Origin of the sequence: Citrobacter sp. MGH110 (genome assembly GCF_001037515.1) — a bacterium.
Lineage (GTDB): Bacteria > Pseudomonadota > Gammaproteobacteria > Enterobacterales > Enterobacteriaceae > Citrobacter > Citrobacter portucalensis.
This window is the reverse complement of the sequence record NZ_KQ089830.1, coordinates 1,081,285-1,102,784: the sequence shown is the minus strand read 5'-3', so window position 1 is coordinate 1,102,784 and position 21,500 is coordinate 1,081,285. Positions and strand designations below refer to the sequence as shown.

19 protein-coding genes and 1 pseudogene are annotated in these 21,500 nt (G+C 48.9%); 14 read left to right on the top strand and 6 right to left on the bottom strand.

The annotated features are described in order from the left end of the window. The first annotated feature begins 84 nt into the window (after positions 1 to 84). From nifJ to ttcA, 8 genes and pseudogenes are all read left to right on the top strand, one after another. A complete protein-coding gene (gene nifJ, locus SK38_RS05285; protein ID WP_048235298.1) occupies positions 85 to 3,609 on the top strand; it encodes a pyruvate:ferredoxin (flavodoxin) oxidoreductase in 3,525 nt (1,174 codons plus the stop codon). A 367-nt stretch (positions 3,610 to 3,976) separates the two neighbouring features. Continuing rightward, a complete protein-coding gene (gene ompC, locus SK38_RS05280; protein WP_048235297.1) occupies positions 3,977 to 5,101 on the top strand; it encodes a porin OmpC in 1,125 nt (374 codons plus the stop codon). 145 nt (positions 5,102 to 5,246) lie between these two features. After that, entirely contained in the window at positions 5,247 to 5,459 is a 213-nt protein-coding gene (locus SK38_RS05275) for a KTSC domain-containing protein (protein ID WP_003833205.1), read from the top strand. An 81-nt stretch (positions 5,460 to 5,540) separates the two neighbouring features. Then, positions 5,541 to 5,975 (top strand): universal stress protein UspF, encoded by a 435-nt coding sequence (gene uspF, locus SK38_RS05270; RefSeq protein ID WP_003833207.1) that lies wholly within the window; start codon positions 5,541 to 5,543, stop codon positions 5,973 to 5,975. A gap of 163 nt (positions 5,976 to 6,138) precedes the next feature. Beyond that, the gene (locus tag SK38_RS05265) at positions 6,139 to 6,423 is read left to right on the top strand and encodes a hypothetical protein (RefSeq protein ID WP_053069331.1); all 285 of its coding nucleotides are present in this window, start codon (positions 6,139 to 6,141) and stop codon (positions 6,421 to 6,423) included. A 291-nt stretch (positions 6,424 to 6,714) separates the two neighbouring features. Next, positions 6,715 to 6,957, top strand: coding sequence for a DinI family protein (locus tag SK38_RS05260; RefSeq protein WP_032943565.1), 243 nt, complete (start codon positions 6,715 to 6,717; stop codon positions 6,955 to 6,957). A 321-nt stretch (positions 6,958 to 7,278) separates the two neighbouring features. Beyond that, positions 7,279 to 7,542, top strand: a pseudogene (locus SK38_RS25160) (tyrosine-type recombinase/integrase); the annotation flags it as partial. Between the two features lie 49 nt (positions 7,543 to 7,591). Then, positions 7,592 to 8,527, top strand: a complete 936-nt coding sequence (gene ttcA, locus SK38_RS05250) for a tRNA 2-thiocytidine(32) synthetase TtcA (RefSeq protein ID WP_032943567.1) — start codon at positions 7,592 to 7,594, stop codon at positions 8,525 to 8,527. Between the two features lie 78 nt (positions 8,528 to 8,605). Here the strand turns inward: ttcA and dbpA are convergent, their stop codons facing one another. From dbpA to SK38_RS05235, 4 genes are all read right to left on the bottom strand, one after another. Further along, on the bottom strand, positions 8,606 to 9,979 hold the full coding sequence (dbpA, locus tag SK38_RS05245; RefSeq protein WP_008784890.1) for an ATP-dependent RNA helicase DbpA: 1,374 nt from the start codon (positions 9,977 to 9,979) through the stop codon (positions 8,606 to 8,608). A gap of 28 nt (positions 9,980 to 10,007) precedes the next feature. Then, positions 10,008 to 10,175: a proline-rich small protein YnaL gene (gene ynaL, locus SK38_RS25295; protein ID WP_269430783.1), complete on the bottom strand. Its 168-nt coding sequence runs from the start codon at positions 10,173 to 10,175 to the stop codon at positions 10,008 to 10,010. A 275-nt stretch (positions 10,176 to 10,450) separates the two neighbouring features. Continuing rightward, positions 10,451 to 11,434, bottom strand: a complete 984-nt coding sequence (gene zntB, locus SK38_RS05240) for a zinc transporter ZntB (protein ID WP_003833215.1) — start codon at positions 11,432 to 11,434, stop codon at positions 10,451 to 10,453. A 154-nt stretch (positions 11,435 to 11,588) separates the two neighbouring features. Further along, positions 11,589 to 12,698 carry a methyl-accepting chemotaxis protein gene (locus SK38_RS05235; protein WP_048235295.1) on the bottom strand — a complete coding sequence of 370 codons (1,110 nt, stop codon included), beginning with the start codon at positions 12,696 to 12,698 and terminating at the stop codon, positions 11,589 to 11,591. Positions 12,699 to 13,109: 411 nt separating this feature from the next. Here SK38_RS05235 and SK38_RS05230 point away from each other — a divergent pair, with 411 nt between their 5' ends. Together SK38_RS05230 and SK38_RS05225 are read left to right on the top strand one after the other, a co-directional pair. After that, positions 13,110 to 15,224, top strand: coding sequence for a putative bifunctional diguanylate cyclase/phosphodiesterase (locus SK38_RS05230; protein ID WP_048235294.1), 2,115 nt, complete (start codon positions 13,110 to 13,112; stop codon positions 15,222 to 15,224). 67 nt (positions 15,225 to 15,291) lie between these two features. Then, entirely contained in the window at positions 15,292 to 16,524 is a 1,233-nt protein-coding gene (locus tag SK38_RS05225; protein WP_048235293.1) for a GGDEF domain-containing protein, read from the top strand. Positions 16,525 to 16,536: 12 nt separating this feature from the next. Here SK38_RS05225 and smrA read toward each other — a convergent pair whose 3' ends face one another. After that, entirely contained in the window at positions 16,537 to 17,100 is a 564-nt protein-coding gene (gene smrA / locus SK38_RS05220; RefSeq protein ID WP_048235292.1) for a DNA endonuclease SmrA, read from the bottom strand. Between the two features lie 225 nt (positions 17,101 to 17,325). On the opposite strand from smrA, the gene ogt reads away from it, so the two are divergent. The 3 genes from ogt (at position 17,326) to uspE (ending at position 19,890) form a co-directional block, all read left to right on the top strand. After that, entirely contained in the window at positions 17,326 to 17,841 is a 516-nt protein-coding gene (ogt, locus tag SK38_RS05215) for a methylated-DNA--[protein]-cysteine S-methyltransferase (RefSeq protein ID WP_048235291.1), read from the top strand. A 194-nt stretch (positions 17,842 to 18,035) separates the two neighbouring features. Next, on the top strand, positions 18,036 to 18,788 hold the full coding sequence (gene fnr, locus SK38_RS05210; RefSeq protein WP_003020397.1) for a fumarate/nitrate reduction transcriptional regulator Fnr: 753 nt from the start codon (positions 18,036 to 18,038) through the stop codon (positions 18,786 to 18,788). A 151-nt stretch (positions 18,789 to 18,939) separates the two neighbouring features. Next, positions 18,940 to 19,890 (top strand): universal stress protein UspE, encoded by a 951-nt coding sequence (gene uspE, locus SK38_RS05205; RefSeq protein WP_008784897.1) that lies wholly within the window; start codon positions 18,940 to 18,942, stop codon positions 19,888 to 19,890. 48 nt (positions 19,891 to 19,938) lie between these two features. Here the strand turns inward: uspE and SK38_RS05200 are convergent, their stop codons facing one another. Further along, entirely contained in the window at positions 19,939 to 20,199 is a 261-nt protein-coding gene (locus tag SK38_RS05200) for a DUF2534 family protein (protein WP_003020403.1), read from the bottom strand. A 245-nt stretch (positions 20,200 to 20,444) separates the two neighbouring features. Between SK38_RS05200 and SK38_RS05195 the strand changes: the two genes are divergently transcribed. Then, entirely contained in the window at positions 20,445 to 21,476 is a 1,032-nt protein-coding gene (locus SK38_RS05195; protein ID WP_020996379.1) for a mechanosensitive ion channel family protein, read from the top strand. Positions 21,477 to 21,500: the final 24 nt, after the last annotated feature.

The window sequence follows — 21,500 nt, the reverse complement described above, 5'->3', positions numbered from 1 at the left end:
CGCTTTTGCTAAAATAGAAAGATAACTACAGGATTCGCCGCTGTTACGCGTGTCCCTCTTTTTGCGCAATGTAAGGGTGTCAGTATGATCACAATTGACGGTAATGGTGCGGTTGCTTCAGTCGCATTTCGTACCAGCGAGGTTATCGCCATCTACCCGATTACGCCCAGTTCGACGATGGCTGAGCAGGCAGATGCCTGGGCCGGGAACGGGCTTAAGAACGTGTGGGGGGATACCCCTCGCGTCGTAGAAATGCAGTCAGAAGGCGGTGCGATCGCAACCGTTCATGGCGCGTTGCAGACCGGTGCGCTCTCTACGTCGTTTACCTCATCGCAGGGCCTGTTGCTGATGATCCCAACGCTGTACAAACTGGCCGGTCAGTTGACCCCGTTTGTACTGCACGTTGCGGCTCGTACAATTGCTACTCACGCATTATCGATCTTTGGCGATCATTCCGACGTGATGGCGGTGCGCCAGACAGGATGTGCGATGCTGTGTGCCAGCAGCGTTCAGGAGGCACAGGACTTTGCGCTGATTTCGCAAATTGCCACCCTGAAAAGCCGGGTTCCGTTTATTCATTTCTTTGATGGTTTCCGTACATCCCATGAAATCAATAAAATTGTGCCACTGGCCGACGACACGATCCTCGGACTGATGCCGCAGACGGAAATCGATGCTCATCGCGCTCGGGCGCTTAATCCTGAGCATCCGGTTATTCGCGGTACGTCTGCGAACCCGGACACCTATTTCCAGTCACGCGAGGCAACAAACCCGTGGTACAACGCGGTTTACGATCATGTAGAACAGGCGATGAACGATTTCGCCGCAGCGACAGGTCGCCAGTACCAGCCATTTGAATATTACGGCCATCCTCAGGCTGAGCGCGTCATTATCTTAATGGGCTCGGCGATTGGAACCTGCGAAGAAGTTGTTGAAGATCTGCTGGCGCGTGGCGAGAAAGTCGGCGTTCTGAAAGTGCGTCTGTTCCGTCCATTCTCTGCCGGACATTTACTGCGCGCGCTTCCGGAAACCGTACGCAGCATCGCCGTTCTTGATCGCACCAAAGAACCCGGCGCACAGGCAGAACCGTTGTATCTGGACGTAATGACCGCGTTAGCAGAAGCCTTTAACTGTGGCGAGCGAGAAACGCTACCGCGCGTGATTGGCGGACGTTATGGCCTTTCTTCCAAAGAGTTCGGTCCAGACTGCGTGATGGCGGTCTTTAATGAGCTGAGCAGCGCGAAGCCGAAACCTCGCTTTACGGTCGGTATCTATGATGATGTCACCAACTTGTCGCTACCGTTACCGGAAAACACCCTGCCCGGTACGGCTAAGCTCGAAGCGCTGTTTTACGGGCTGGGCAGCGACGGTAGCGTGTCAGCCACCAAAAACAATATCAAAATTATTGGTAACTCGACGCCATGGTATGCGCAAGGTTATTTCGTCTACGACTCGAAAAAAGCAGGCGGTCTGACAGTTTCCCACCTGCGCGTTAGCGAGCAGCCTATTCGATCAGCGTATCTGGTTTCACAAGCCGATTTTGTTGGCTGTCACCAGCTGCAATTTATCGATAAGTATCAGATGGCCGAGCGCCTGAAACCAGGCGGTATCTTCCTGCTTAATACGCCATACAGTGTGGATGAAGTCTGGGGTCGTCTGCCACAGGAAGTTCAGGCGGTACTGAATCAGAAGAAAGCCCGTTTCTACGTGATTAATGCGGCCAAAATCGCCCGCGAATGCGGTCTGGCAGCGCGTATTAACACCGTTATGCAAATGGCCTTCTTCCATTTGACGCAAATCTTACCCGGCGACAGCGCGTTGGCTGAATTGCAGGGGGCGATTGCGAAAAGTTACAGCAGTAAAGGACAGGACCTTGTTGAACGTAACTGGCAGGCTCTGGCCCTGGCGCGCGAATCCGTCGCCGAAGTAGCACTCCAGCCGGTTGATCCGCACAGCGCAAACCGCCCACCGGTGGTTTCTGATGCCGCACCTGATTTCGTGAAAACCGTCACCGCGGCAATGCTCGCCGGGCTGGGTGATGCCCTCCCCGTATCAGCGTTGCCGCCAGACGGCACCTGGCCAATGGGCACCACGCGTTGGGAAAAACGTAATATCGCCGAAGAGATCCCCATCTGGAAGGAAGAGCTGTGTACCCAGTGTAACCACTGCGTTGCCGCGTGCCCGCACTCGGCAATCCGCGCCAAAGTGGTTTCACCTGAAGCGATGGAAAACGCCCCTGCCAGTCTGCATTCTTTGGATGTGAAATCACGCGATATGCGCGGTCAGAAGTATGTCCTGCAGGTTGCACCAGAGGATTGCACTGGCTGTAATCTGTGTGTCGAAGTTTGCCCGGCAAAAGATCGCCAAAACCCGGAAATCAAGGCCATCAATATGATGTCGCGTCTTGAGCATGTTGAAGAAGAAAAAGTTAACTATGACTTCTTCCTCAATCTGCCGGAGATCGACCTCAGCAAGCTTGAACGCATTGATATCCGTACCTCGCAGTTAATCACTCCGCTGTTTGAATATTCCGGCGCCTGTTCTGGTTGTGGTGAAACGCCGTATATCAAACTGCTTACGCAGCTGTATGGCGACCGCATGCTGATCGCTAACGCGACCGGCTGTTCATCGATTTATGGCGGTAACCTCCCTTCAACGCCATATACGACCGATACCAATGGTCGTGGACCTGCGTGGGCAAACTCTCTGTTCGAAGATAACGCCGAGTTTGGTCTGGGCTTCCGCCTGACGGTGGATCAACACCGTGTGCGCGTCATGCGTTTGCTGGAGCAGTTTGCGGATAATATTCCGTCTGAACTGAATGACGCCCTGCATGCTGAAGCGACGCCAGAAGTACGCCGTGAGCAAGTTGCTGCGCTGCGCCAGCATCTGAAAGATGTCGAAGGTGCACAGCAACTGTTAACCGATGCCGACGCGCTGATCGAGAAGTCCATCTGGCTGATTGGCGGCGACGGCTGGGCTTACGATATTGGTTTTGGCGGACTGGATCACGTCCTGAGTCTGACCGAGAACGTCAATATTCTGGTGCTGGATACCCAGTGTTACTCCAACACGGGTGGACAAGCGTCGAAAGCCACACCGCTTGGGGCGGTTACCAAGTTTGGTGAGCATGGCAAGCGCAAGGCTCGCAAAGATCTTGGCGTCAGCATGATGATGTACGGGCATGTTTATGTCGCACAGATTTCTCTGGGCGCCCAGTTGAATCAGACGGTCAAAGCTATCCAGGAAGCTGAATCCTACCCCGGCCCGTCGCTGATTATCGCGTATAGCCCATGTGAGGAGCATGGCTATGATCTCGCGCTAAGCCACGATCAGATGCGTCAACTCACGGCTACCGGATTCTGGCCGCTGTACCGCTTTGACCCACGTCGAGCAGACGAAGGTAAGCTGCCGCTGGCGCTCGACTCGCGCCCACCGTCAGATGCGCTGGCCGAAACATTGCTTAACGAGCAGCGTTTCCGCCGCCTGAACGCCCAACAGCCAGAAGTTGCAGAACAGCTGTGGAAGGATGCGACGGCTGATTTGCAAAAACGCTACGACTTCCTGGCCCAACTGGCAGGCAAAGCGGAAAAGAGCGGTACCGAATAATACGTTTTTCTCAGTATTAGCCCGGAACCAAAAAAAAAGCCCGAACAGTTGTTCGGGCTTGTCAATTTATTCGCTGGCTAATTAATAAGTGTCATCAATATACCAACAAAAAATAAAACGTGACAATAAAGGCATATAACACGCGCAGAATAGCCCAACAAAATTCAATTGTATAATTTTTATTTTATATATATTTTCATTAACTCATTCATGTCAACTATCACTATTTCCGTAGAATTATTTGTTTAAGGTTTTACTTAAGACGTAACAATTCATATTTATCTCTTTACGGAACTTCTCCTTTAGCATGCTTTTACTCCCTACATGGGTAGTCACAGGTTAATAAAAAAACTAAAGGATTATTTCAATGAACAGAAAAGTACTGGCTCTCGTAATTCCTGCCCTGCTGGCTGCAGGCGCTGCTCACGCTGCAGAAGTTTATAATAAAGACGGCAACAAATTAGATCTCTATGGCAAAGTAGACGCCCTGCGCTATTTCTCTGATGATGCCAACAAAGATGGCGATCAGACTTATTTCCGTGGCGGCTTCAAAGGCGAAACTCAGATTAACGATATGCTCACCGGCTATGGTCAGTGGGAATATCAGGTTAATGCCAACACCACTGAAAGCAACCGCAGCAACAACTTTACTCGTCTGGCCTTTGCCGGTCTGAAATTCGGCGATTACGGCTCATTCGACTACGGTCGTAACTACGGCGTACTGTACGACGTGGAAGGCTGGACCGATATGCTGCCAGAATTCGGTGGCGACTCCTACACCTACTCTGATAACTTCATGACCGGCCGTGCGAACGGTGTAGCAACCTACCGTAACACCGACTTCTTCGGTCTGGTTAATGGTCTGAACTTTGCACTGCAGTATCAGGGTGCGAATGAACAAGCGGGTGATGAGCAGGAAGGCACCGGTAACGGCAGCGACCGTAACATTCAAAACTCTAACGGCGACGGCTTCGGTATCTCCTCTACCTACGATCTGGGTATGGGTGTAAGCTTCGGTGCGGCGTATACCACGTCTGACCGTACTAACGACCAGGTTAACGCGGGTAAAATCGGCGGCAACGTTGCCGGCGGTGATACAGCCGACGCATGGACTACCGGTCTGAAATACGACGCCAACAACATCTACCTGGCAACCATGTACTCCGAAACCCGTAACATGACTCCGTACGGGGACAGCGGCGTAGCCAACAAAACTCAGAACTTCGAAGTAACTGCACAGTACCAGTTCGACTTCGGTCTGCGTCCGGCAGTGTCTTTCCTGATGTCTAAAGGTAAAGATCTGAACGCTACCGACGGCGACAAAGACCTGGTTAAATATGCTGATATCGGCGCTACCTACTACTTCAACAAAAACATGTCCACCTATGTTGATTATAAAATCAACCTGCTGGACGAAGACGACAGCTTCTACACTCGTAACAACATCTCTACTGATGACGTAGTTGCATTAGGTCTGGTTTACCAGTTCTAAGTTCGTCAGCCCGCTGGCAACGGCGGGCTCTCTTTACGCTCTAATAACTCTGTTTTATCCAGATCAAAACATTATATCTGTTGCGTTAAAACACATCTCTGATAGATGATATCTTGCATTAAGTCTGTAGTAGAGGATACCAGCAATGAATCATCATCCTGTAAAATCATCCCGTATTGCATCCGTCGGCTATGACGAATCCTCTTGCACGCTAGAAATTCGCTTTCACCAGTTGGCTACCCTGCAATATCAGCAGGTCCCTGCCCGTATTTTTCGTGATTTCCTGATCGTGGTCTCTAAAGGCCGATTTTACGATGGGGTTATAAAAGGCAAATTTCCTGAAATCAAAATAAAGTGATGCCAAAATGTGATCGTTGTCATTGTACATAAAGTGCCATTACGCGGTAAGCTTTACGTGGATACTTAAACAGGAGGTTTTATGAACAGAACGATTCTTGTACCCATCGATATTTCAGATTCAGAATTAACTCAACGCGTAATTGCCCATGTTGAAGCAGAAGCAAAGATCGACGATGCACAGGTTCATTTTTTGACCGTCATTCCGTCATTGCCCTATTACGCTTCCCTGGGACTGGCCTACTCGGCAGAGTTACCGGCCATGGACGATCTGAAAGCCGAAGCGAAATCTCAACTGGAAGAGATTATCAAGAAGTTCAATATCCCAACGGACAGAGTGCACGTTCATGTCGCAGAAGGTGCGCCGAAAGACAAGATTCTGGAGATCGCTAAAAAATTACCGGCTGATATGGTCATTATTGCCTCACACCGACCTGACATCACCACCTACCTGCTGGGCTCTAACGCCGCGGCGGTAGTGCGTCACGCGGAGTGTTCGGTACTGGTAGTCCGCTAAGCTTTCTGGCCCGCACATCGTTGCGGGCTTTTTGTTTCTACGCCTTATCCCCCACGATTACTGTCTTAAACGTGCTGATATTTTTCCCGCCAGAACATTCAGCACGTTGCCGCAAAAGGCAAACTTACTTGTTCCTTTATTAAGCGCCTGTAGTTTCAGTTTTATGAAATTTGATAATGATCCACTTGTGCAAGCAACCTACGCCCCTAATGCGACAAAATCTACAGTTTTTGCCGCAGGTGGAAAACCAGATAGTGAGATAAATATTCCGGAAATCAATGGGACTTGCATCAACTACACCTTAAGAAAAGATGCAGAGACAATGCCTTTTTATGTGGCATTCGATAAGAATGGGAATAAAAAACATTTTGGCTATATCTCCTGCCAACAGGCGAGAGATAGGGGATATTTAGCCAATAAGGAAGAATCCTGGCAAGGAGCCATTTAAACAACCCGTTAAGCGATGAGAGTATCATTACTATTTTTTAAATGAGGATAATCAAAAAGAATAAATCGGCCCGCAAAAAGATATATTACATAATGGACCCTGTGTTTCTACGCATCTTTCCTACATGACTATCCTAAATGACAGATCGATGCACAGATAATATCGATGGTAAGGTTCCCGCTTTCCTGCGTTGATGTGTCGCTACATCGCGACAACATTACGTCCTCTCTTGAAACCCAGGTAAAAACAGAGTATATACTGTATATATATCCAGCAAAAGAGCGATGAGCAATGTTCGTAGAACTCGTTTATGACAAAAGGAATTTTGATGGTCTGCCCGGCGCAAAAGATATTATTCTCGGCGAATTGACCAAGAGGGTTCATCGGATCTTCCCCGATGCTGAAGTTCGGGTTAAACCGATGATGACACTTCCGGCGATCAACACTGACGCCAGCAAGCATGAAAAAGAACAGATAAGCCGAACGGTTCAAGAAATGTTTGAAGAGGCTGATATGTGGCTGGTTTCAGATTAAGTACCTTGAACCGTCATATTGCTTAAGTACCATCCGCTGTGACTGGCAATCATTCAATACTCGCACTATCGGACGTTTGCCGGTCGGCCGCAGCCATGCTCTTGCATACGGCATGGTTGCGGCAGTTCGCCACACCCTGCGTTTTTCGCTCCCTGACATTGCTCGTTGATAGTTCAGAACTGAATTATCTGGCGGTGAACTGCTCCACAATTTTCTTCAACGCTTCAATATCTGCTTTCAGCTGATTAATTTCTTCCTGTCCGGGACCATGTACCTTTATTCAATCTTTCGGTTCACAGTTTATTTTGGTCTGGTCACGAAGAGCAAAAATCTTACTACTCTATGAGTAGCATAGGTGCCAGATAGAACTCAGCTGTAAAACGTGCTGGTATTCGTCGCCGTAATCCGTACCATACGCGGCATACTTTTGCCTGCTGGCTGTAATCGGCTGGAGCGAACCCATCATTTATAGCTAATCAGATGGGGCATGAAAACGCGCAAATAGTGTACGACGTCTACAGTACATGGATTGAAGAAATGAATGACGATCGGGTTGCAATGTTGAATAGCCAACTAGCCCTGTGATTGAAGTTTGCCCATTATATGCCCCTTTTGGTTTTTGAGAACGGTAAGAATGCAAGATAATCAACAAGTTACAAAGAAAGAACAATACAACCTGAACAAACTGCAAAAACGTCTGCGTCGTAACGTGGGCGAAGCCATTGCCGATTTCAATATGATCGAAGACGGCGATCGCATTATGGTGTGCCTTTCCGGCGGGAAAGACAGCTATACCATGCTGGAGATCCTGCGTAATTTGCAGCAAAGCGCCCCGATCAGTTTTTCCTTAGTTGCGGTTAACCTCGATCAAAAACAACCCGGTTTCCCGGAGCACATTCTGCCAGAGTATCTGGAACAGCTGGGCGTTGAGTACAAGATTGTCGAAGAAAACACCTACGGGATCGTCAAAGACAAAATCCCAGAAGGCAAAACGACCTGCTCGCTCTGCTCTCGCCTGCGTCGCGGCATTCTGTACCGTACGGCAACCGAATTAGGAGCCACCAAGATTGCGCTCGGCCACCATCGCGACGACATCCTGCAAACGCTGTTTTTAAACATGTTCTACGGCGGGAAAATGAAAGGCATGCCGCCGAAGCTGATGAGTGATGACGGTAAGCACATCGTGATCCGCCCGCTGGCTTACTGCCGTGAGAAAGATATCGAGCGTTTCTCCGAAGCGAAAGGTTTCCCGATTATTCCGTGTAATCTGTGCGGCTCACAGCCTAACCTACAGCGTCAGGTCATTGCTGACATGCTGCGTGACTGGGACAAACGCTATCCAGGCCGCATTGAAACCATGTTCAGTGCGATGCAAAACGTTGTACCTTCACATCTGAGCGATATCAATCTGTTCGATTTTAAAGGCATTAAGCACGGTTCAGAGGTTGTGGACGGCGGGGATTTAGCGTTCGATCGTGAAGAGATCCCGCTGCAACCTGCGGGCTGGCAGCCAGAAGAAGATGATGCTCAACTGGATGAGTTACGCCTGAACGTGGTGGAAGTGAAGTAAGCGTCTGTCAGGCCTACAACGTGCATAAGCGCCTGTAGGCCTGATAAGCGGAGCGCCATCAGGCGCCCCAACGGGTAGTTATTTCAATAACCGGACCCGGCAAGTCTTGCCTTTGATCTTACCGTTTTGCAATTGTTTCCACGCCTTGTGCGCTATGTTCTGGCGAACGGCGACATAGACGTGTGCCGGATGAACAGCAATTTTGCCGATATCTGCGCCATCCAGACCAATATCACCGGTCAGAGCCCCCAGAACATCACCAGGACGCATTTTCGCTTTTTTACCACCATCAATGCATAACGTCGCCATCTCTGCTTCCAGCGGCAGGATTGAGCCGTTAGCTGGCGCAGTTAGCCAGTTCAGCTTCAGTTGCAGCATTTCAGAAAGAATGTTGGCACGCTGCGCTTCTTCCGGCGCACAGAAGCTAATCGCCAGACCGCTGTTGCCGGCACGCGCAGTTCGTCCGATACGATGGACGTGGACTTCCGGATCCCACGCCAGTTCGAAGTTAACTACCAGCTCAAGTGATTTGATATCCAGGCCACGTGCAGCCACATCGGTTGCGACCAGGACGCGCGCGCTACCGTTGGCAAAACGAACCAGCGTCTGATCGCGATCGCGTTGTTCCAGGTCGCCATGTAATGACAGTGCGCTTTGCCCTGCCGCATTCAGTGCATCACAAACGGCCTGACAATCTTTTTTGGTGTTACAAAAAACCACGCACGATGCGGGTTGATGCTGGCTAAGTAGCTTTTGCAGCAGCGGAATTTTTCCGTGGCTGGAGGTTTCGAAAAACTGCTGTTCAATCGCCGGTAACGCATCGACCGTATCAATTTCAATCGTTAATGGATTTTGCTGTACCCGGCCACTGATAGCAGCAATGGCTTCCGGCCAGGTTGCGGAAAACAGCAAAGTCTGACGTGACGCAGGCGCAAAGCGAATGACATCATCAATCGCATCGCTAAAGCCCATATCCAGCATGCGGTCGGCTTCATCCATAACCAGCGTATTCAGGGCATCCAGAGAAACGGTGCCTTTTTGCAGGTGGTCAAGTAAACGACCCGGTGTGGCAACAATAATATGTGGTGCATGTTGCAGGGAGTCACGCTGTGCGCCAAAAGGTTGCCCACCGCACAGCGTTAAGATCTTGGTGTTTGGCAGGAAGCGCGCTAAACGACGCAGTTCACCCGCCACCTGGTCGGCAAGCTCGCGCGTTGGGCACAGTACCAGAGACTGCGTCTGAAACAGCGCGGCATCAATATGCTGTAATAGCCCAAGACCAAAAGCAGCCGTTTTGCCACTGCCGGTTTTAGCCTGCACGCGAACATCTTTACCCGCCAGGATTGCCGGTAACGCAGCAGCCTGAACAGGCGTCATTTCAAGATAGCCCAGCTCGTTAAGATTCTCGAGTTGAGCAGCAGGTAAAACATTCAGGGTTGAAAAAGCGGTCACAATTTAATCTCACGGTAAAAACTCACATTCAGCAGGCGCGTATCCTCGCAGATATGTGCCCGTGATGCGACAATTTAATCGGTTCTTCATCCGGCGGTGGATCCGGCATGGGCTGCGGACGAGGTATGGAATCGGGAATGGGAACCGGATCGGTCGGTAGCGAATCAGTGTTCGACGTTGCAATCAGACAGGTCATATACCCCTCCAGTCATTCATGTTGACTCTTTTAGGGTAGACGCTGATTTCCTGCAGGCAAAAAAAAGCCGACTAATCTAAGTCGGCGTCGTACGAATCAATTGTGCTATGCAGTAATTCAAAAAAGGAAGTAAGACAATATGGAGCGCAACGCCCATCGCTTGACGTTGCATTCACCTGCGAGAGAGATATTGCCCCGAATAGGTAGATGGTTTATTGACTTCGCTCAAAAATCAGGACGTTTTCATGCGCAAAAGCCACTAAAAAACGTTGTTGTTACAACCATTTACTACGATGCAACCATAAAGTAACACCACCAATCAGGACCACTAACAGAATACAAAAAAGTGAGAAACCAAACTGCCAACCACCGCCGGGGATACCGCCGAGGTTAACGCCGAAAAGCCCGGTTAAAAATGTGCTGGGAAGAAAAACCATTGCCATCAATGACATTGTATACGTTCGGCGAGCCAGAGACTCCTGCATCACCTGCGCAATTTCATCCGCCATAATACCGGTCCGGGCAATACAGGCGTCTATTTCATCCAGCCCTCTCCCCAGCCTGTCAGCGATATCCTGCATCCGTCTCCGATGGTCGTCGGTCATCCAGGGTAAACGTTCACTCGCCAGACGGGCATAGACATCACGCTGTGGTGCCATATAACGGCGCATCACAATTAGCTGCTTACGCAGTAAAGCCAAAAAACCACGCGGTGGGATCTGCTGATCGAGCAGGTTATCTTCCAGATCAATAATCTTGTCGTGCAGCTGTTCGATAAATTCGCTGGCATGGTCGGTTAGCGCATCACAAACATCCACCAGCCAACTGCCACAATCAGCCGGTCCCGTCCCTTCCTGGAGATCGCTGACCACATCATCCAGCGCCAGCACTTTGCGCTGGCGGGTTGAGACAATCAGACGTTCATCCATATATAAACGCATCGCCACAAGTTGGTCAGGACGCTCGTCGGTGCTGCCGTTAATGCAGCGCAACGTGATCAAGGTACCTTCCCCGACTCTACTGACGCGTGGGCGTGTACTTTCGCCTGCCAGCGCATCACGCACATTGTTGGGAAGAAGAGGTGTTGTCGCCAACCATTGGGCACTTTCAGGATGAGTGTAATTAAGGTGTAACCAGCAGGGATGCTGACTATCAATTACATCATTATCGCTCAGCGGTTTTACTCCACCTCGACCATCCAGCAGCCAGGCAAACACGGCATCTGGCACATTAACATCCGTTCCCTTAATGGCTTCCACAGCGCCTCCACAAACATTCAGCCTTTTTCGTTAGTCTAGCTGTCAGAATATGTTAAGCAATATCTCATTGTCCCATTGTGCTGAAATGATTCATAAAAGTCTCTGATAACAGGAAAAGCTCTGACGAATACGACGCTTGCTTCGAGATACCCGGTTAAGCCCGCTGCCATCTCGCTGACTCAAGAGTGTTACTTAAGCGAAATTTATGTGTCCGCGACTGGAGATCAATCACCTGGTTTTTCAGGATACCCGAGGAATCAGAAAGCTCATCAACCATAATGGCATTACTTTGGGTTACATTCTCCAGTTCGGCCAGTGCATGAGTAATTCTGATAATTCCTTTCTCCTGTTCCTGTGTAGTGGTTAATATCTCGCCCATCAGTTGGTTTAATTGACCGGCACCACCGACAATATCATGCATATTTTTTTCTGCTTCACGCACAATAGCTGCACCTTGCTGAACATTTTGATGGGTTTGCGCAATCAGCTGCTTAATATTCTTAGCAGCATCCGCACTACGGTGTGCAAGCATTCTGACCTCACCGGCCACCACGGAAAAACCTTTGCCATGTTCACCGGCCCTCGCCGCTTCCACGGCAGCATTCAATGCCAGAATATTTGTCTGGAATGCGATACCATCAATTAGCGTAATTATTTCCGTCATCTGCTGTGCACATTCGGTGATTGAACGCATATTTGTCGCAACCTGCACCATTAATTCTCCACCCTGAATGGCGCATTGCGTGGCAACTGTTGCCTGGACGCTGGCGATCTGCGTGTTGTCAGCATTATTTCGCGTATTAACGGCTATTTCATCCATATTAGCAGCCGTCTGCATCAATGCTCCGGATTGTTGTTCCGTTTTCACTGAAAGCTCGGCGCTGCGTTCCGCAAGCTGTTCAGAGAGCGCCATCGCCGTTTGTGAGGATGTTCTGATCTCATTAACGAGTGTTGAAATATTACTCGATAAACTATTGATGCCCGGTATTAGTCTACCCGCACAATTATTACCAAACTCAGGAATACTGATCGCCAGATTCCCAGACGTCACTTCCTCAATGCTCCTTTTTACCGTATTGATCGGCATGACCAGGTATTTCGTCATATACCACCATAAGCATAATATAGAAATAACGCTTACCACATTCGTACCAATTATAATTTCCGACGTGGCCGAGAAAATCATCTCAACAATATTGAGAGCAACCGCCGAAATGAGCAGAAATAAAATAATAAAGGTTCTGACGCTAATATCATTTAACATTTTAGTCCTGTGCACTAAGAAATTATGTAGATATTATTTTTTATAGCACCTGCAATGCAGAATGCCATTGCTCTGCGACGAAAGCTGAACTTTCAATGAGAGCCTGCAATCCTTTTACTTAAGGCAAGAAATTACACCTTTTATTCCCGTTAGTTCAGTGTTTTATTCCATCAAATGGCTGTGATGGCGCCAGTCATCAGGTTATTGTGATGACAAGCACATGGAGAGCATAAAACACACAGAACTATAAATTTGGTGAATGTTTATATAAGTAATGGCTCGTTATTTTCACTATCTTCCTGTTTCCTCTAATACCAGTGTAAAAACATAAGAACATTCCCAGTTTTATCATGTTAACTGGACAAAACCTGCTAGATTTATTACCACGGCTTTTTTTCGATAGGTAGTATGATGTTGAACGTGTCGTGGGACCCTGTATTGATTGGGATTTCCTTTGTTGTCGCGTTTATTGCCTCTTTTATTGCTCTCGATAGTGCGGGCAAGGTGGCAATCTCCAATCGACGTGAATCAACCTTCTGGCGCCTGTCTGGCGGGGCTACGCTAGGGATGGGGATATGGTCAATGCATTTTATCGGTATGCTGGCCATGAAAATGAGTATGCCTATCAATTACCATTTTTCGCTCACGGCATTTTCTTTCTTTATTGCGCTCATTTCTGCAACTCTCGCCATTAATATCGCCATTTCCGGTAATACGCTTTCAACAAAACGATTAGTCGTAGCCACAGGAATATTAAGCGCCGGTGTCGTCACCATGCACTACGTTGGCATGTATGCCATCATTGAGCATGTTGCCATCCTATGGAGTCATTCGCTGATACTGCTCTCAGTGATGATTGCCATCGTTGCATCTGGTGTAGGTTTGTGGCTGGCGTTTCATTTGCGCCAAAATACCCGTCGAGCCCTGATCAATCGGCTTGTCGCCGCCCTTATTATGGCGCTGGCGATTGCCTCTATGCATTACACCGGGATGGGAGCGGCAACATTCACCCATTTTGGACACACGGTACACAATGGACTCAGCACACTGGAACTCTCTGTCTGGGTCTGCGCCGTCACGCTGGTTATTTTGGGTATCATGCTGGTGGTGTCGATGGTGGATTCGCAACTGCGTACCTCCCGACTGGCAGACAACTTACATCAACTTAACTGCCAGCTTGAGCATCAGGTCCACTTCGACGCACTTACTGGACTTGCCAATCGCACACAGATAGATGCCTGCTTACAGGCCTGTCTGCAGCATTCCAAACTGCATCAGCATCAATTTGCTCTGGTATTCATCGATCTCGATCGCTTCAAAGTCGTTAACGATACCTGGGGACATCACATCGGCGATCAGTTGCTGATCGCCAGTACGCAGCGAATCTACAGCTGCCTTGATGACACCATGACGCTGGCGAGGCTGGGGGGAGATGAGTTTATTCTTCTGGTTCCTGACTGTAATAAAAAGGATATCACCGCTCTGCTGACCCGGATTGCCGCTGCGATTGGTGATCCTTTCACGCTGTTTGGGTACACCATTCGGGTTTCGTTAAGTGCGGGAAGCAGTATTTATCCTGAACATGGTTCCACGTTGCATGAGTTAAAAGTAAAGGCTGATATGGCGATGTATCATGTCAAACAGGCTGGCAGAAACGGTTGGGCTATTTATAGCCCGGAAATGGAAGCTATCGCCGATACACCGCCGACATTTTTACAGGAACTGTCACAAGCACTGGAACACGATCAATTTGAGCTTTGGTACCAACCCAAATACACCGCCGGGGATCATTCCCTGACCGGTTTTGAAGCGTTATTACGCTGGCATCACCCGGAACGCGGCATGCTGTTACCCGCAGAGTTTCTGCCTGCGCTGGAAGAGACAGGCCTTATCATTCCGGTCGGGAAATGGGTTATCCAGCAGGCATGCCAGCAGTTACATCAATGGAAGTTACAGGGCCATGCGGAATGGACCCTCGCCGTTAATCTTTCCCCTTCCCAGTTTGAACAACATGACATCGTTGATGTGGTTTGCAGCGCCCTTGCACAATATCAACTATCACCTGCATATCTCACGCTGGAATTGACTGAAAGTACAGCACTTAAAAATTTAAAACGTAGCGCTGAAGTTTTAAATGCATTTTCAGCTTTAGGGATCACCGTTTCTATTGATGATTTCGGTACCGGTTATTCAAATATATTGATGTTGAAGTCTCTTCCGGCACGGAAATTAAAAATTGACAGAGTATTTGTCAAAGACATCAGCGAGAACAGCAAAAATACAAAGATTGTGTCTACTATTATTGACATAGCCCACTCCATGAATATGCAAGTGGTGGCTGAAGGAATAGAGACCCAGGAGCAGGAAATACTCCTGACCCAGATGGGATGTGGCGTGCTGCAAGGTTTCTTGTTTGCAAAACCGTTGCCTGCGCATCAGATCCATGAATTGATTCCAACGGAAAGTAACATTAAGCAGCAGCGAATCGTACAGTCTTTGTCTCCTCAACAATCAATAACATTATGAGACTGTAATATAAAAAACAGATGCCATTAAACGGGCAACACAGCAGATAAAGATAACGGGATTATCGATGAGCACAACCGAGCTGCATTCACTGGATTTATTAACCCTGCCGGTGTGGATTGTTTCGCCGCATACCGAAGAACTGGTGTTCGCTAATACCATTGCACGGGAACTGATGCAGGCCCCCTGCTTTTCTCTACTCCGCAAGGGCATATTTTCAACTCATGCCCAGAATGATTTAACCATGTATCTCAGCGATTTGAGAAATCATCACGACATTGTAGAAATCCTTACGGTTTGCCGCGAAGGTGAAGACGTCGCGATGGCCAGCCGCCTCTCCATCCGCTCTCTGCCGGAATCAGGTGACGTTATTCTTTTCGAAGGCATTGAAACACCGACTTCGCAAGGTCTGAAAGCGAGCCGTTCAGCGAATTATCAGCGAAAAAAACAGGGATTTTACGCGCGTTTTTTCCAGACTAACTCGGCCCCAATGTTGCTTATCGATCCGTCCCGTGATGGGCTTATCGTTGATGCAAATCTCAGTGCGCTAAATTTTTATGGCTATAGCCATGATACGATGTGCCAGAAACATACATGGGAAATCAATACGCTGGGCCGTCATATACTCCCGGTGATGCATGAAATCGCCCATCTTCCCGGTGGCCATAAACCTTTGCATTTTGTGCATAAACTGGCAGACGGCACATCCCGTCACGTACAAACCTACGCCGGGCCAATCGAAATCTACGGTAATAAGCTCATGCTGTGCATTATTCATGATATTACCGAGCAAAAGCGGCTGGAACAGGAGCTTGAGCGTGCGGCCCTGCGTGACGCCTTAACGGGATTGCTTAACCGCCGACATTTTTATCAGGTAACCGAGCCGGAACAGACCCACGCGATGTCATTGACACAGGATTACAGCCTGCTGTTGATCGACACCGATCGCTTTAAAAGCATTAACGATCTTTTTGGTCATTTAAAAGGTGATGAAGTACTTTGCGCTCTGGCACGCACACTTGAATCCTGTGCAAGAAAGGATGATCTGATTTTTCGCTGGGGAGGTGAAGAATTTGTGCTGCTGCTGCCGCGAACCTCGTTAGATATTGCCCTCAATCTCGCAGAAGTGATACGGGCGACGGTGGCCAAAGTGACTCTCCCGGGCCTTCCCCGCTTTACCGTCAGCATTGGCGTAGCTCGGCACGAAACAAACGAAAGCATCGATGAGTTATTCAAACGCGTTGACGACGCGTTGTACAAAGCCAAGAACGAAGGCAGGAACAGAGTGCTGGCCGCCTGATGTTTACGTCGTTCAGCGACTACGTTTAGCGTGACGCTCCCAGTTGTCCTGTTTTGCCTGTGCGGTTTTACGCAATGCCACATAACATGCCCCGCTGCCGCCGTGATGCGGCAGTGCGGCGCAGTATGCTTGCACGTCGTCAAATTCCGTCAACCAGCGCGCCACGTAGCTGCGAACAATATTGGCATGGGAGTTATCGTCACGTCCCTTGCCGTGTATCACCAGCACGTTACGCAACCCTTCCTGCTGCGCCTGCAGAATAAAGCTAAAGAGCATCTGGCGACATGTTTCAACAGGTTGGCGAATAAGATTAAGGCTCGCCTGCTGCGGGTATTTTCCGTTTCGCAGCTTGTCAGTCACGCCGTTCTGTAAACCTTCGCGACGAAACTCGAGCGGCACATTCAACGGGACAATATCGAGAAATCCCGTCGAGAGATAATTATCCAGTTGTAGCGTATCGATACGCGCCGGAGTGCGAAGATTGCGCATGGGCTGCCAGTGCACATCGGCATGGTGTTTCAGCGGTTGAACATCCCCCATTGCGTCAAGAAACAGCGATGCATCATCAAGGTTCATGTTTCATCCTCCAGCGTATTGCGACGGGCATTATCATAACCGCGCACTATTATACCGACAACTGTACCGGTAACGGTTTACGATTATTTCCAATAATTAACCGGATCCTCCGCGCTGAACCGATCTACCCACGACAAGTTGATATCCGTTTTTAGGGGTATAGCTGCGACGGTCACTGGCGTGATAATGTGTAGCCTCGCCTGAATGCTGTAATGAGAGAAACGGATGCTTAACTTACTGGAAGACACCATCGACACGCCGCTGGGCCCGCTGTGGGTTATTTGTGATGAGCAATTTCGCCTGCGCGCAGTGGAATGGGATCAGCACAGCGATCGCATGGAACAATTGCTTGATATTCATTACCGTACAGAAGGTTATCAGCGCATTGCCGCCAAAAATCCTGGTGGATTAAGCGACAAACTCTCTGAATATTTTGCCGGAAACCTCAGCATCATTGACACGCTGGAAACGGCAACCGCTGGGACGCCTTTCCAGCGTGAAGTCTGGCAAGCATTACGCACTATCCCCTGCGGGCAGATCATGCATTATGGTCAGTTGGCCGAACAGTTGGGGCGCCCCGGCGCTGCAAGAGCCGTCGGCGCAGCTAATGGCTCCAATCCAGTAAGCATTGTGGTCCCCTGTCATCGCGTCATTGGACGTAACGGCACCATGACCGGATATGCTGGCGGTGTACAACGAAAAGAGTGGTTATTGCGCCACGAAGGTTATTTGCTACTCTAGATTCCAGGCAATTAATGCCTTATTCATCACACTTCCGCATAATGCGACCCCAAATTAAGCGTGGTTAATCAAGCAGATACAAACATTCGCTCCAGTTATGCCTGAATTATTCTCTATTGGGAGTAGCTCAGGCTTACGTGCTCACCAAAAAGATGTTAAAATTGACAAATATCAATTACGGCTTGAGCAGACCTATGATCCCGGAAAAGCGAATTATACGGCGCATTCAGTCTGGCGGTTGTGCTATCCATTGCCAGGATTGCAGCATCAGCCAGCTTTGCATCCCGTTCACACTTAACGAGCATGAGCTTGACCAGCTCGATAACATCATCGAGCGCAAAAAGCCTATCCAAAAAGGGCAGACGCTCTTTAAAGCAGGTGATGAGCTTAAATCACTCTACGCTATCCGCTCCGGAACGATAAAAAGCTATACCATTACCGAACAAGGCGATGAGCAAATTACCGGTTTCCATCTGGCGGGTGACCTGGTAGGTTTTGACGCCATTGGCAGCGGCCATCACCCGAGCTTTGCTCAGGCGTTGGAAACCTCAATGGTATGCGAAATTCCTTTCGAAACCCTTGATGACCTGTCCGGTAAGATGCCGAACCTGCGTCAGCAGATGATGCGTCTGATGAGTGGCGAAATCAAAGGCGACCAGGATATGATCCTGTTGCTGTCGAAGAAAAACGCTGAAGAGCGCCTGGCGGCCTTTATCTACAATCTGTCTCGTCGCTTCGCCCAGCGTGGGTTCTCGCCTCGTGAATTCCGCCTGACCATGACCCGTGGCGACATCGGTAATTACCTCGGTCTGACGGTTGAAACCATCAGCCGCCTGCTGGGTCGTTTCCAGAAAAGCGGCATGCTGGCGGTTAAAGGCAAATATATCACTATTGAGAACAGCGACGCGCTGGCAGTTCTTGCCGGCCACACGCGTAACGTTGCGTAATCTTTCCGCAAGCCTCTCTGTTATCCTTCTGTCAAATCGCTAAATTTTCCCGATTTATTGATCTGGCAGGAGGTTATTCCCTGTTTCAAACCACATTATTGGGTTACTCTTTTAGTTACAAACTGCGATGACAGTTGTAAGGAGACCCTGTATGGCTATGTATAAAAATATGCTGGTCGTCATCGACCCTAACCAGGACGATCAACCAGCATTACGGCGAGCTGTTTATTTGCATCAACGGATTGGTGGCAAAATTAAAGCCTTTTTGCCGATCTATGACTTTTCCTATGAGATGACTACCCTGCTGTCGCCTGATGAGCGTACGGCAATGCGTCAGGGGGTCATCAGCCAGCGAACTGCATGGATACGTGAACAAGCGAAATACTATATCGAAGCAGGGATCCCTCTGGATATTAAAGTGGTCTGGCATAACCGACCCTTTGAAGCCATCATCCAGGAAGTCATCAGCGCCAGGCATGACCTGGTCCTCAAGATGGCGCACCAACACGACCGCCTCGAAGCCGTAATATTTACGCCAACCGACTGGCATTTATTGCGTAAATGTCCAAGTCCGGTATGGATGGTGAAAGACCAGCCATGGCCTGAAGGGGGTAAAGCACTGGTTGCCGTAAACCTCGCCAGTGAAGAGGCTTATCACAACGCGCTCAATGAAAAACTGGTTAAAGAGACGCTACAGCTTGCAGAACAGGTTAACCATACCGAAGTGCATCTGGTTGGCGCCTACCCTGTCACACCAATCAACATCGCGATTGAACTGCCTGAATTTGATCCCAGCGTTTATAACGACGCAATCCGTGGACAGCATCTGCTGGCCATGAAGGCACTACGCCAGAAATTCAGTATTGATGAGAAAGTGACGCACGTTGAAAAAGGCTTACCTGAAGAGGTCATTCCTGATTTAGCCGAGCACTTGCAGGCGGGTATTGTGGTATTGGGGACCGTCGGACGTACCGGTATTTCTGCTGCGTTTCTTGGTAATACCGCGGAACAGGTTATCGATCATCTACGCTGTGACCTGCTGGTCATCAAGCCGGATGAATATCAGACGCCAGTTGAACTGGACGACGAAGAAGACGATTAACCACACAATGAAATGCCGGATGGCGATATCATCCGGCATTTTAAACGCCTAGTGTTGCTCCTCACCGCCGAGGAAATAGATACCAAGCGGGATAGCCAACAGAATCGTAAACACCATGCTGTAGACACAAATCATTGCAGATTGAATGGCGTACATTGAAGCGGTCCAGTCGGATAGCGGAATGTCATACTGTTCAATAACGCCACCGATCGTCGCTCGCGTCACGACCGACGCTGCGATAATAAACACCCCAAGCAGACACAACAGAAACTTCCGTCCCTTCGCTGTTTTCAGCTTAGCCATGATCATAGTACTGTCCTTTTGCAAATGAAAAACCTTGTTACTTTGCGCTAACAATACCATGACATCAACTGACTGTCTGCTACATAAACCGCATACAGGGTTGACGTCAGCGTTATTTCGCTGAAAATAGCGCTGATTGCATTATTTATCTCTCCTTTTGATTAATGATCTGACCGCCTTAACTGAGTAAAATATCTGGGGATTAGGATGTCAGATGATATTTAGCTAACACGGAGTTGCCAGGAAGAATCATGATCGCTGAACTGTTTATGAATAATGCGTTTAATTTGACGGTAATTCTTAGCTGCTGTGCCGCGCTGGTCCTGATGAGCGTCTGGTATCATCGTGGAGAGCGTCGCTGCAAAGGATTCATATTTCATGCCGCACAATTTTTTGTCTATGCCATTATCATTGGGACGTTTGGCAGCATTGCTAATAACGTTATCGAAAGTTACAGCCTGAAATTTATCTCCCCCAGCGTGGTCGACTTTATCTGCACCTCGTTGATTGCGTTGATCCTGACCATCAAACTTTTTCTGGTGATTAATCAGTTTGAAAAGACGCAGATTAATAAAGGCAGAGATATCACCAGCGCGAGGATCCTGTCGCGTATCATCAAGATTACCATCGTGGTTGCCATCATTTTACTGTATGGCGAACACTTCGGTATGAGCTTATCCGGTCTGTTAACCTTTGGCGGTATTGGCGGTATCGCAGTGGGTATGGCGGGGAAAGATATTCTGAGCAACTTTTTCTCAGGCATTATGCTCTATTTCGACAGACCGTTTAGCATAGGCGATTGGATCCGCTCCCCGGACCGCAATATTGAAGGCACGGTAGCAGAAATTGGCTGGCGAATGACTAAAATAAACACCTTCGACCATCGTCCGTTGTATGTGCCAAACTCGATTTTCTCCTCCATCAGCGTAGAAAACCCAGGGCGCATGACCAACCGGCGAATTAAAACGGTGATCGGGTTACGATATGAGGATGCCGATAAAGTCGGTGCCGTTGTCGAGTCGGTCAGAGAAATGCTGCAAAGCCATCCTGGAATAGACCAGAAACAAACTCTGTTGGTCTATTTTAATGAATTTGCCGATTCATCGTTGAATATCATGGTGTATTGCTTCACGAAAACCACCGTCTGGAAGGAATGGCTCGCGGTACAGCAAGACGTTTATTTAAAGATTATCACGATAGTCCAGGCAAACGGCGCCGACTTTGCATTCCCCAGCCAGACGCTGTATATGGATAATCCTGAAGCATCGCCATCGACACACTAACAAAAGAAAAGACGCGGAAATCCG

Bases quoted from the DNA above. Each gene is read 5' to 3' on its own strand.
- ynaL (WP_269430783.1), bottom strand. From the start codon at position 10,175: ATGACCTGTCTGATTGCAACGTCGAACACTGATTCGCTACCGACCGAT.
- SK38_RS05195 (WP_020996379.1), top strand. From the start codon at position 20,445: ATGATCGCTGAACTGTTTATGAATAATGCGTTTAATTTGACGGTAATT.
- SK38_RS05275 (WP_003833205.1), top strand. From the start codon at position 5,247: ATGAATCATCATCCTGTAAAATCATCCCGTATTGCATCCGTCGGCTAT.
- smrA (WP_048235292.1), bottom strand. From the start codon at position 17,100: ATGAACCTTGATGATGCATCGCTGTTTCTTGACGCAATGGGGGATGTT.
- uspE (WP_008784897.1), top strand. From the start codon at position 18,940: ATGGCTATGTATAAAAATATGCTGGTCGTCATCGACCCTAACCAGGAC.
- ttcA (WP_032943567.1), top strand. From the start codon at position 7,592: ATGCAAGATAATCAACAAGTTACAAAGAAAGAACAATACAACCTGAAC.
- nifJ (WP_048235298.1), top strand. From the start codon at position 85: ATGATCACAATTGACGGTAATGGTGCGGTTGCTTCAGTCGCATTTCGT.
- SK38_RS05200 (WP_003020403.1), bottom strand. From the start codon at position 20,199: ATGATCATGGCTAAGCTGAAAACAGCGAAGGGACGGAAGTTTCTGTTG.
- ogt (WP_048235291.1), top strand. From the start codon at position 17,326: ATGCTTAACTTACTGGAAGACACCATCGACACGCCGCTGGGCCCGCTG.
- SK38_RS05265 (WP_053069331.1), top strand. From the start codon at position 6,139: ATGAAATTTGATAATGATCCACTTGTGCAAGCAACCTACGCCCCTAAT.
- fnr (WP_003020397.1), top strand. From the start codon at position 18,036: ATGATCCCGGAAAAGCGAATTATACGGCGCATTCAGTCTGGCGGTTGT.
- SK38_RS05235 (WP_048235295.1), bottom strand. From the start codon at position 12,698: ATGTTAAATGATATTAGCGTCAGAACCTTTATTATTTTATTTCTGCTC.
- SK38_RS05230 (WP_048235294.1), top strand. From the start codon at position 13,110: ATGTTGAACGTGTCGTGGGACCCTGTATTGATTGGGATTTCCTTTGTT.
- SK38_RS05260 (WP_032943565.1), top strand. From the start codon at position 6,715: ATGTTCGTAGAACTCGTTTATGACAAAAGGAATTTTGATGGTCTGCCC.
- ompC (WP_048235297.1), top strand. From the start codon at position 3,977: ATGAACAGAAAAGTACTGGCTCTCGTAATTCCTGCCCTGCTGGCTGCA.
- uspF (WP_003833207.1), top strand. From the start codon at position 5,541: ATGAACAGAACGATTCTTGTACCCATCGATATTTCAGATTCAGAATTA.
- SK38_RS05225 (WP_048235293.1), top strand. From the start codon at position 15,292: ATGAGCACAACCGAGCTGCATTCACTGGATTTATTAACCCTGCCGGTG.